Genomic DNA, 9,693 nt, shown 5'->3' with positions numbered 1-9,693 from the left:
GGTTGTTAACCCCAGCGGAGGCCGGACACACGCTCTACTTCGCGGCCCTGGGGTCAGCTTGCGGCGGAGGCGTTCGGGTTGCCCGCGCCGCGGCCACGGCCGCCACGCCGACGACGGCGGGGCGCACCCGCGCCGTCCGGCCTCGGGAAGTGGTCGGCAGCTGTGCGTCCGCCGCCTGACGCCGGGCGCGCGCTGCGCTGCCCCGACGCCTGGCCGGCGCCCTGGCTACGCGGCTGGCCCTGACGGCCGCCGCCCTGGCCGGCCTGACCGGTGCTCTGGCCGCCGCCCTGGCCGCCGGAGCGCGAGCGCCCGCCCTGCTTCCGCGGCTGGCCCTGGCGGCCCTGCGGCTGCGGGGCCGGCGGCACGTACTCGACGTACGGCGCGACCTCGCCGACCAGGCCGGTCACCGTCGCGTCGCCGGGGCGGACGTCCTGGGGGCGGGCGCTGATCTTCGCCTTGCGGGTCAGGTCACGCACGTCGCCGCGCTCCTCGGGCAGCATGATCGTCACGACGTCGCCGCCGGAACCGGCTCGCGCCGTCCGCCCGGAGCGGTGCAGGTACGCCTTGTGCTCGGCGGGCGGGTCCACGTGCACCACGAGCTCGACGTCGTCCACGTGGATGCCACGCGCGGCGATGTCCGTCGCGACCAGCACGCGCACCTCGCCGGACGAGAACGCGGCGAGGTTGCGCTCACGCGCGCCCTGGCCCAGGTTGCCGTGCAGGTCGACGGCGGGCACGCCCGCGGCGGTGAGCTGCTTGGCGAGCTTCTTGGCCTGGTGCTTGGTCCGCATGAACAACACGCGCCGGCCGGTGCCCTGCGCGAGCTGGTGCACCACGTTCTTCTTCGCGTCCTTGTCGGCCACGGCAAGGATGTGGTGCGTCATCTGCGGCGGCGGCGCGGCGGCGTCGTCCACCGAGTGGGTGACCGGCTGGTGCAGGTAGCGCTTGACCAGCACGTCCACGCCGTTGTCCAGTGTGGCCGAGAACAGCAGGCGCTGGGTGTTCGAGGCCGTGCGGTCGAGGATGCGCTTCACGCCGGGCAGGAACCCGAGGTCGGCCATGTGGTCGGCCTCGTCGAGCACGGTGATCTCGACGTCGTCGAGCGTCAGGTGCCGCTGGCCGAGCAGGTCCTCGAGCCGGCCGGGGCAGGCGATGACGATGTCGACGCCCGCGTTCAGCGCGGTGACCTGGCGCGACTGCGCCACGCCGCCGAAGATCGTGGTGGTCTTCAGGCCGAGCGCCTGCGCCAGGGGCGCTATCGACTCGTCGATCTGGTTGGCGAGCTCACGGGTGGGAGCCAGGATCAGGGCACGGGGGCGGCCCGCCGCCCGGCGCGGCTGCCCCGACGCGGCAGAACGAGCGCCGGACGTCGCGAGGCGCGTCACGACCGGCAGCGCGAACGCGAGAGTCTTGCCGGAGCCGGTGCGGCCGCGGCCGAGCACGTCGCGGCCGGCGAGGGAGTCCGGCAGGGATGCCGTCTGAATGGGGAACGGCGAGGTGATGCCGCGGTCCGTCAAAACGCGCAGAACGGGCGCGGACAGACCGAGGTCGGCAAAGGTAGTCAAAGGAGTTGGGCCTCTCGGGCTCGGTGGCGGCGCGTCTCGCGCCGGTGGTCCGCCGTGCTCACACCAGGCGGCGGGGTGCTAACCCGGGCCGGGGCCACGACGTCGGGCGGCCAAATACCGCCCACGACCACCCACTATCTCACGTCCTTGTGACCGGCGGCTGCGGCGCACGTCACGTTCGGTGTGGTTCTATGTGCGGCATGATTCCCGCAGCGACCAGCTCCGCCGGCTCGTTTGCCGCCATCGGCGACGTGCTCGGCACCATCTGGACCAACGCGGTCACCCCGGTCGACCCGCCGTCGAACCTGATGGTGCTCGCCATGTGCGCGATCGCCCTGGTCGTGGTTCTGTTCCGGCCTCTGTGGCACCTGACGCGACACGTCATCACCATCGCCCACGAGGCGTCGCACGCCCTCGGCGCGCTGCTGACGGGCCGCAAGCTGGAGGGTATCCGGCTGCACTCCGACACCTCAGGCCTCACCGTCTCGCGCGGCAGGCCCCGTGGCCCGGGCATGGTCATCACGGCGTTCGCCGGCTATGTGGGGCCGGGCATCATCGGCCTCGGCGCCGCGTGGCTCCTCAAGCTGGGCTACGCCGTCGGGCTGCTGTGGCTGCTCGTCGCGCTCCTCGCGCTGCTGCTCCTGCAGATCCGCAACTGGTTCGGCCTCTGGTCGATCCTCGTCAGCGGCACGGCGCTCGTGTTCGTCACGTGGTTCCTTGAGCCCGAGGTGCAGAGCGCGGTCGCCTACGCCGTGACGTGGTTCCTCCTGCTCGGCGCGGTGCGTCCGGTGTTCGAGCTGCAGGTGCAGCGCTCCCGCGGCCGCGCCCGGACGTCGGACGCCGACATGCTCGCCCGCCTGACCGGCGTCGCGGGACTCTTCTGGGTCACGCTGTTCCTGCTGGTCACGCTGGGCGCGCTGGTGCTGGGCGGCTCGTGGATCCTCGGCGTGGCGCTGTAAGGCCATCGGACGGCTCCGCGGCCTGACGGCAACGACGAGCCCCCGGGACGCTGCCTGGCCGGCAGCTTCTCGGGGGCTCGTCGACTGTGCGGCACCCCAGCGGGCGCCGCGAGTCACGCCTTGGGCGTGAGTACGAAACCCGGGCCCTCGGCACCGGGGTCGGTGTCCAGGGTCAGCGTCTCCAGAGCAGGGGCAGCCTGCGCCTCGACGAACACGTTGGTGGCACCCGAAGCGTCGACGACCTGGTCGTCGGGCTGCGGCGCCGGAACCAGCGCGAGCTCGAAGTTGCCGGGCTGGCCGGACGCCTGCGCGATGCGCAGCCCGCCTTCGACCGGTACACCAGCCTGCTGGGCGAGGTCCTGGACGGCCGTACGGGCATTGTCGGTCACGGTGAGCACGTTGAGCTCCTCACATTGGTTCTCCGCGGTCCCGTCCACCGAACCAAGCCCACCCCCTCACCGCAAGCGTGAGACGCTTTTAGCCCGATATCTCCCGGTGGGTGAGACAGCGCGTGACAGGCGCCGCGAGAAGACGTAGGTTGCCCCGCTCGACCGCGTCTACGACGTGACCGGTGCCGACCGGTAGGCTTTCTACTCGCGCCGCCCGGACGCCGGGCGCGCGGGCCTCTAGCTCAACTGGCAGAGCAGCGGACTTTTAATCCGCGGGTTCCGGGTTCGATCCCCGGGGGGCCCACCACCATGTCTTTGTGACCGGTCCTTGGCTGCATGCCATCGAGGAAGTCCCTAGCACCGCAGTGCGATGATCGCGACCATGAGTCAGCCTGGGGAGCAGCGCGGGTCCGCGCCTGTCACGGCGTTCGAGCTGCAGCGTCCTCGCCTGTTCGGGCTGGCGTACCGAATGCTCGGTTCGGCCGCGGATGCGGAGGACGTCGTCCAGGACGTCTTTCTACGGTGGCATGGCACCGAGCCCGGCTCGGTCGAGAAGCCCTCCGCGTGGCTGGCCAAGGTTGCTACCAACCTGTGCCTGAACCGGCTCGGATCGGCGCCGATCCGCCGCGAACGCTACATCGGGTCGTGGTTGCCGGAGCCAGTGCTCACCTCCGAAGGCGCGCTGGGGCCGCTGGAGACTGCCGAACAACGGGACACGGTGTCACTGGCCTTCCTGGTGCTCGCCGAACGGCTCACCCCGGGGGAACGGGCGGTCTTCGTGCTGCGCGAAGCGTTCGGCTACAGCCATCGTGAGGTGGCCGAGCTGGTCGGGCTGTCGGAGTCGAACTGCCGGCAGCTGCACAGCCGAGCACGGAAACGGCTGTCGGCCGCCCGGCTCCCGCCATCCGCGAACGACGACCCCGAGAGTCGGATCCTGGTCGACCGGTTCCTCGCTGCCGCCCGGGGCGGCGATCTCGCCGGACTGGAGCGGATGCTCGCCGAGGACGTCACAGCGGTCGCCGATGGTGGTGGCACGCCGGGTGTCGCCCGGTTGCCGGTGCGTGGTGCGGAGAAGGTGGCGCGGTACCTGACGGTCGTCACCAGCCGGTACGTCGAAGGCCTGACCGTGTCCGTCTGCGAGGTGAACGGGACCGTGGCGGCGGCCGGTTGGTTCGCTTCCAGGCTGCTTGGTGTGGTCGTGCCGGATGTGGCGAACGGCCGGATCACGAACATCCACATCCTCGCCAACCCGGGCAAGCTCCGGTTCGTCGGTACGCAGCTGGCCCGGTTGTCACATTCCGAGGCGCCGTTCGGTTCCTAGTGGTGCAAGGCGAGAATCCAGCGACCACGGAGCGAGACATGGCACGACAGGTTCTGATCACCGGCGGTACGGGGCGGCTCGGGCGCACGCTCGTACCGCGACTGCTCGACGCGGGCCACGACGTGCGGGTGCTGACCCGCGGGAGACGCGAGCCGGCCGCTCACCGCTGGGTGGTGGGAGATCTGCGCACCGGAAGCGGGCTGGTCGCCGCGGCTGCGGGGGTGGATGTGGTCATCCACCTGGCGACCACGAACGGACGAGGCGATGTGGCCGCCACCGGCAACCTGATCGAGGCCGTGAGAGCAGCCGGCAACCCGCACCTGGTGTACCTGTCGATCGTCGGCATCGAGAATGTCGCGCTCGGCTACTACCGGGCGAAGCTGGCGTGCGAGCAGCTGGTGGAGCGCTCGGGGCTACCGTGGACGATCTTGCGCACGACCCAGTTCCACGACTTGATCGCTGCCCTGTGCGAGGCCCAACGCCTGCTGCCGGTGACGCTGATGCCGTCGAGGGTGCACTTCCAGCCGGTCGATGTCTCGGAGGTAGCCGACCAGATGCTCACGTACGCGGCGGGACCGGCCGCGAACCGGGTGCCGGACATCGGCGGTCCGGAGGTCCGGGAGGCCGCCGACCTGGCCCGCAGCTATCTCCGAGCGGTCGGCCGTCGTCGACCCGTGTGGGCCGCCCCAGTGCCCGGCAAGGCGGTCCGGGACTTCCGCGCGGGCCATCACATCACTCCGGATCGTGCGGTCACTCGGATCACGTTCGACGACTTCCTGGCCGGATCCGGTGCGCACGGACGGAGCCGGTGATGCGCGGGTGGCTTCGCACCGGTCTCGGGTTCCTTGCCGCGACCCAGCTCGTCGTCGGCTCGTGGGCGGTGTTTCTCCCCGCACAGTTCTTCGCGCTCGAGGTGGTGGGCATGGGCATGGCCTACAACAGGCACCTGATGATCGACTACGGCGCCATGACACTTGGCAGCGCTGTGGTGCTCGGCGCTGCGACTGTCCACATGGGTCAGTGGATGACTCGGACCGCACTCGTCATGTACCTGGCGTGGGCGGTCCCGCACTTCTTCGTGCACCTGACCATGCTCGGCCACCTCTCGCAGCCGACCGCCACACTGCTCATGGTCGCGCTCGGCCTCGCCATAGCCCTGCCGGCCGGTCTGCTCGCTCTCACCAAGCAGCGCCGAAGCGATGCTCATCGACGCCTCGCGGCTCCTGGTGACGCCGGTCGCACCGGTCCCGGAGACGCTCCTTGCCGCTCGTGATGACCAGCCGGCGCCACGCTCGGGCGATGGGCTACCCACGCGAGATCCCTGGTCAGCACCGCTCCCGCGGTGTAGCGTCGGCGGTCCCGCGGCGAATCCTTCGCCGCTGTCGATGGACCGGTGCCGCCGCTGAAAGGCACCCCCTCATGTTCATTCGTCCGGGAGACACCGCCACGATCAGGTGAGCGGGTCCAAGTCGAAGCCGACCGAGCTCCGCCGCCGACGACGCGCCCGCCAGCACGGCTGCTGGGGCCACCTCGTCGTCGCCCCGCTCTGGGTCGCGTACGAGGCGAATCTCGGGACGCTGCTGCGCACGTGCGACGCCGTCGGCGCGTGCCTGGCCGTGCCCCGCACGCCGCACTACAAGGAAGCCCTGGCCAGGGGCGACACGCTGCGTGGGCGACGGCCGTGCATCCACTGGGTGGCGCCGTCGAAGGAGCGCTGGCTCGACGAGCAGCGGGACGCAGGCTTCCGGCTCGTGGCAGTCGAGCTGGCCGACGGCGCCACGCCGCTGCCTCGCCTCGAGCCCGCCCGGACCCCTACCGTCCTCCTGCTCGGGCACGAGCACCAGGGCGTGCCGGACGACGTGCTCGCAGACGTCGACGAGTGCGTCGAGATCCCCATGGCGGGCTGGGGTGCGAGCCTGAACGTCGCGGTCGCGGGCAGCCTGGTCGTCTATCGTCTCGCGGGCCTGTCCTGACGGCACATCCACGGAACCGGCACCACAGTGCGCCCTGTGGCCTGTACCGTGGTCGCCCGACCCGACGCTGAGGGGCTCACATGGCACAGCTCGATCGCCGTACGTTTCTGGCAGGCGCCGCCGTCGTCGCGTTCGACCCGGCGACGTCGCACTGGCTCACCAGCTTCCCCGAGAACACCGGGGCCATCCAGATCCCTCATCTCGACGGCGAGCTCGTCACCGACGACGCCGCGCTCACCGAGGCCGCCACCGACTACGGGCACCTCGCCCACCGCCGCCCGCGCGCGGTCCTGCGGCCGGGTTCGGTGTACGACGTCGTCACGGTGGTGCGCTTCGCGAACGAGCACGGGCTCACGATCGCCGTCCGGGGCCAGGGCCACTCGACGTTCGGCCAGGCGCAGGCCGACTGCGGCGTCGTGATCGACTCGCGGACACTGGCCACGATCCGTGAGGTCACGCTCGACCACGCGGTGGTCGACGCCGGGGTGCAGTGGCTCGACCTGATCCGCACCGCCCTGACCGCCGGCGCCGCGCCGCCCGTCAGCACGGACTACCTCGGCCTGTCGGTGGGCGGCACGTTGAGCGTCGGCGGCATCGGCGGTGCGTCCCAGCACTTCGGGATGCTCGTCGACAACACGATCGAGCTCGACGTCGTCACGGGCGACGGGCGCCTCGTGACCTGCTCGGCCGACCACGAGCCGGAGCTGTTCGAGGCGGTGCTCGGGGGGCTCGGCCAGTTCGCCGTAATCGTGCGGGCCGCGGTCCGGCTGGTGGCGGCGCCCGCGATGGCGCGCATCTACACACTGACCTATCCGCGAGTCACCGATCTCACCGCGGCCCAGCGCACGGCCCTGGCCGACGGCCGCTTCGACTACCTTGAGGGCCAGCTCGTCCCGACGGACGACGACGGCTTCACCTTCGTCCTGGAAGGCGGAGCCTGGTTCACCACCGAGCCGCCCGACGACGACGTCCTGCTGGCCGGCCTCGCCCCGTCGGGCGTCGACGTCGTGGACATGACCTACTTCGAGTGGCTGAACCGCATCTACGAGGAAGTGGAGCAGATCGAGGCGCTCCGCCTGCCCGGGCCCTGGCTGAACGTGTTCGTCCCGGACTCGGCCACCGACGAGCTGGTGACCGAGCTGCTCACGACGCTCACCCCGGCCGACGCCGGCGGCGTCGCGCTGCTGTACCCGACCAACCGGTCCCCGATCACGCAGCCCCAGGTGAGGGTCCCCGACGGCCCGGTGTTCTTCCTGCTCGCACTGCTCCGGGCGGTGAGCCCGCCCGACGACGCCGCTGTGGAGCGCCTCATCGCCGACAACGACGCGCTGTACGCCCGGGTCCGCGCCGTCGGCGGCACGCACTACCCGGTCAACGCTCTGCACCTGAGCCCGGCCGACTGGCGCGCCCACTACGGCGACCGCTGGCCCGCCGTCCGGCGCGCCAAGGACCGCTACGACCCGCGCCAGGTGCTCACGCCGGGCCAGGGCATCTTCGGGGAGGTCGGCGGCGCTCTGCGCACGCCGTGAGGCCGCCGGGTATCGCCCGGGTGGCCGACACAGCGCCCCCGGGACCGCCGGGTGAACTGTCCCGGAACACTCCCGGAACTCATGCGGCAGGCCTGGGAAGGCGTCCGGCAGCGGCCTAACGTGGTTGCTGAACCGCAGACCCGGAGGTCAGCATGGCCGTCGCCAGTCCCGCAGTCATCGCCCACCGCGGCTACTCCGCGGTAGCCCCGCAGAACACGCTCGCCGCCGTCGAGGCAGCGTGCCGCGCGGGCGCGGACGCCGTCGAGATCGATCTCCAGCCCACCGCCGACGGCGTGGGCGCCGTGATCCACGACGAGACCGTCGACGCCACCACCGACGGCACCGGCAAGGTCTCCGCCCTGACCGCGGACGAGGTGCTGGGGCTCGACGCCGGCTCGCGCTTCTCCCCGGCGTTCTCGGGGCAGCGCGTCCCCACCCTCGACGACGTGCTGGGCGTGCTCGCCCGGCACCCGGACACGGACCTGCTGCTGGAGCTCAAGGGCTCGTGGGGCGCCGAGCAGGTAGGGCGGGTCGCTGCGACGATCGCCGCCGCGGGGTTCGACAACCGCGTCCTGGTGCAGAGCTTCTGGCCCGGCACGGTCGCCACGGTGCGCGACGTCGCGCCGCACCTGCCGGGCGGCCTCCTCGTCTCGTTCGACCCGCCCGGCCTGCTGCGCCTGTGCGAGCGCCTGCGGGTCGTCGCGTGCAACCCGTCGGTCGCGACCGTCGCGAACAGCCCGCGGCTGGTGTCCCGCCTGCACGCCGCGGGCCTGCGCGTCATGTCCTGGACGGCGAACGACCCCGCCGCGTGGACCACACTGGTCTCCGCCGACGACGGCGCCGGCGTCGACGCCGTCGTCACCGACCGGCCGGAGCGACTCACCGGGTGGCTCGCCGGCCGGGCCGTCCACACGGCGGTCCTGGCCGTTCCGGCGGTGCCGGGCCGCGGCGGGATCCGGCCACGACGCCGCGTCCCGGCCCAGCGAGCAGTGGCCGGCACGGCCTGAAAGCCCACGCCTCGGACGCGCGGGTCACCCAGGTGACCTGACCGTCCCACTGGTGGGGCTAGGTGCGGTGCAGCCAGCCGTGCAGGCGGCGGGTCACCCAGGGCAGCACCCAGTACGCCATGATCGGCGTCAGGATCAGGGTCGAGATCAGCACCTTGAGCGCCAGCGGGACGTCGTCCCAGCCGGGCACCAGGTACGTGAACAGGGCCGTGAACAACAGGTTCACGGGGAAGAACCCCAGCCAGATGCTGGTCGCCTGCTTCCACCGGGGCGGCACCACGACGGCGGCGACGTCGGCCGGCTCGTCCGTCCGCGACGGGTCGTCGAACCAGCCCTCGATGCCCGTCCGCTGCTGGTAGCGCAGCTCCTCGACGAGGCCCGTGCCCTGCGCGAGCCAGTCGCGGCGCTCGGCGGACTGCTCCCAGGCGGCGAGCCGGTCGGCGTCGGCGAAGCGGTAGAGCATGTGCCAGTCGCGGGCCCCCTCGGCGGCGCGGATCCAGCCCGAGCCGAGGAAGCCGTCCCAGCGGTTGGCGAGGTTGACGCCCGACTGCACCCAGCGGGTGACCTCGGGGACGTGGTCGGGGTTGACGACGCGATGGATGGACACGGTCACGGGTTGCCCGGCGGGGGTGGGCCTGGATCCGTTCGCGGCCTGATCGTGATGGGCCATGCCCGGAGTCTCACGCATGGCAGCGCTCCCATCAGTGTGACTGCGCACACACCAGGTTGTCGCTCCTTCACGTCTACGCCACGGTCTGCGCGCAGTCTTTGTGAGGCATGCCTCCGTAAAGGGGGTTCCAAAACTCTTGGACGATCGTTCAACATTAAACGTCGCCGCGTGAAGCTCACCCCCTGGGCCTTCGGTCCGAGCTTCTCGCGGCACTGCCATGACTCCGCGACCTGTCGCGCGCCGTGGCCAGTCCGCAGCCGGAGCATGCGACGCCGTCCGC

10 protein-coding genes and 1 tRNA gene are annotated in these 9,693 nt (G+C 71.6%); 8 read left to right on the top strand and 3 right to left on the bottom strand.

The window, feature by feature from the left end:
* Nucleotides 1-53: 53 nt before the first annotated feature.
* On the bottom strand, nt 54-1,565 hold the full coding sequence (locus tag ACFT2C_RS19890) for a DEAD/DEAH box helicase (protein WP_377208801.1): 1,512 nt from the start codon (nt 1,563-1,565) through the stop codon (nt 54-56).
* Nucleotides 1,566-1,756: 191 nt separating this feature from the next.
* On the opposite strand from ACFT2C_RS19890, the gene ACFT2C_RS19885 reads away from it, so the two are divergent.
* Nucleotides 1,757-2,524, top strand: coding sequence for a M50 family metallopeptidase (locus ACFT2C_RS19885; RefSeq protein WP_377208800.1), 768 nt, complete (start codon nt 1,757-1,759; stop codon nt 2,522-2,524).
* Nucleotides 2,525-2,637: 113 nt separating this feature from the next.
* Here the strand turns inward: ACFT2C_RS19885 and ACFT2C_RS19880 are convergent, their stop codons facing one another.
* Nucleotides 2,638-2,922 (bottom strand): iron-sulfur cluster biosynthesis family protein, encoded by a 285-nt coding sequence (locus ACFT2C_RS19880; RefSeq protein WP_129782914.1) that lies wholly within the window; start codon nt 2,920-2,922, stop codon nt 2,638-2,640.
* A gap of 222 nt (nt 2,923-3,144) precedes the next feature.
* Here ACFT2C_RS19880 and ACFT2C_RS19875 point away from each other — a divergent pair.
* From ACFT2C_RS19875 to ACFT2C_RS19845, 7 genes are all read left to right on the top strand, one after another.
* Nucleotides 3,145-3,220, top strand: a tRNA-Lys gene (locus ACFT2C_RS19875).
* A gap of 75 nt (nt 3,221-3,295) precedes the next feature.
* Nucleotides 3,296-4,234 carry an RNA polymerase sigma factor SigJ gene (sigJ, locus tag ACFT2C_RS19870; RefSeq protein WP_377208799.1) on the top strand — a complete coding sequence of 313 codons (939 nt, stop codon included), beginning with the start codon at nt 3,296-3,298 and terminating at the stop codon, nt 4,232-4,234.
* 38 nt (nt 4,235-4,272) lie between these two features.
* A complete protein-coding gene (locus ACFT2C_RS19865; protein ID WP_377208798.1) occupies nt 4,273-5,046 on the top strand; it encodes an SDR family oxidoreductase in 774 nt (257 codons plus the stop codon).
* On the top strand, nt 5,046-5,507 hold the full coding sequence (locus ACFT2C_RS19860) for a hypothetical protein (protein WP_377208797.1): 462 nt from the start codon (nt 5,046-5,048) through the stop codon (nt 5,505-5,507). The genes ACFT2C_RS19865 and ACFT2C_RS19860 overlap by 1 nt, the downstream gene beginning before the upstream one ends.
* 181 nt (nt 5,508-5,688) lie before the next feature.
* On the top strand, nt 5,689-6,207 hold the full coding sequence (locus tag ACFT2C_RS19855; RefSeq protein ID WP_377208796.1) for a TrmH family RNA methyltransferase: 519 nt from the start codon (nt 5,689-5,691) through the stop codon (nt 6,205-6,207).
* Between the two features lie 80 nt (nt 6,208-6,287).
* Complete coding sequence (locus tag ACFT2C_RS19850; RefSeq protein WP_377208795.1) at nt 6,288-7,736, top strand: FAD-binding protein; 1,449 nt, start codon at nt 6,288-6,290, stop codon at nt 7,734-7,736.
* 152 nt (nt 7,737-7,888) lie between these two features.
* On the top strand, nt 7,889-8,743 hold the full coding sequence (locus tag ACFT2C_RS19845) for a glycerophosphodiester phosphodiesterase (RefSeq protein WP_377208794.1): 855 nt from the start codon (nt 7,889-7,891) through the stop codon (nt 8,741-8,743).
* Nucleotides 8,744-8,801: 58 nt separating this feature from the next.
* Here the strand turns inward: ACFT2C_RS19845 and ACFT2C_RS19840 are convergent, their stop codons facing one another.
* Nucleotides 8,802-9,413 (bottom strand): antibiotic biosynthesis monooxygenase, encoded by a 612-nt coding sequence (locus tag ACFT2C_RS19840; RefSeq protein ID WP_377208793.1) that lies wholly within the window; start codon nt 9,411-9,413, stop codon nt 8,802-8,804.
* Between the last annotated feature and the right edge of the window lie 280 nt (nt 9,414-9,693).

Origin of the sequence: Promicromonospora sp. NPDC057138 (assembly GCF_042670845.1) — a bacterium.
Classification (GTDB): Bacteria; Actinomycetota; Actinomycetes; order Actinomycetales; family Cellulomonadaceae; genus Promicromonospora.
Note: the sequence above shows the minus strand (reverse complement) of the source record. Positions and strands in the feature narration are given on the sequence as shown.

Bases quoted from the DNA above. Each gene is read 5' to 3' on its own strand.
- ACFT2C_RS19885 (WP_377208800.1), top strand. From the start codon at position 1,757: ATGTGCGGCATGATTCCCGCAGCGACCAGCTCCGCCGGCTCGTTTGCC.
- sigJ (WP_377208799.1), top strand. From the start codon at position 3,296: ATGAGTCAGCCTGGGGAGCAGCGCGGGTCCGCGCCTGTCACGGCGTTC.
- ACFT2C_RS19865 (WP_377208798.1), top strand. From the start codon at position 4,273: ATGGCACGACAGGTTCTGATCACCGGCGGTACGGGGCGGCTCGGGCGC.
- ACFT2C_RS19860 (WP_377208797.1), top strand. From the start codon at position 5,046: ATGCGCGGGTGGCTTCGCACCGGTCTCGGGTTCCTTGCCGCGACCCAG.
- ACFT2C_RS19850 (WP_377208795.1), top strand. From the start codon at position 6,288: ATGGCACAGCTCGATCGCCGTACGTTTCTGGCAGGCGCCGCCGTCGTC.
- ACFT2C_RS19845 (WP_377208794.1), top strand. From the start codon at position 7,889: ATGGCCGTCGCCAGTCCCGCAGTCATCGCCCACCGCGGCTACTCCGCG.
- ACFT2C_RS19840 (WP_377208793.1), bottom strand. From the start codon at position 9,413: ATGGCCCATCACGATCAGGCCGCGAACGGATCCAGGCCCACCCCCGCC.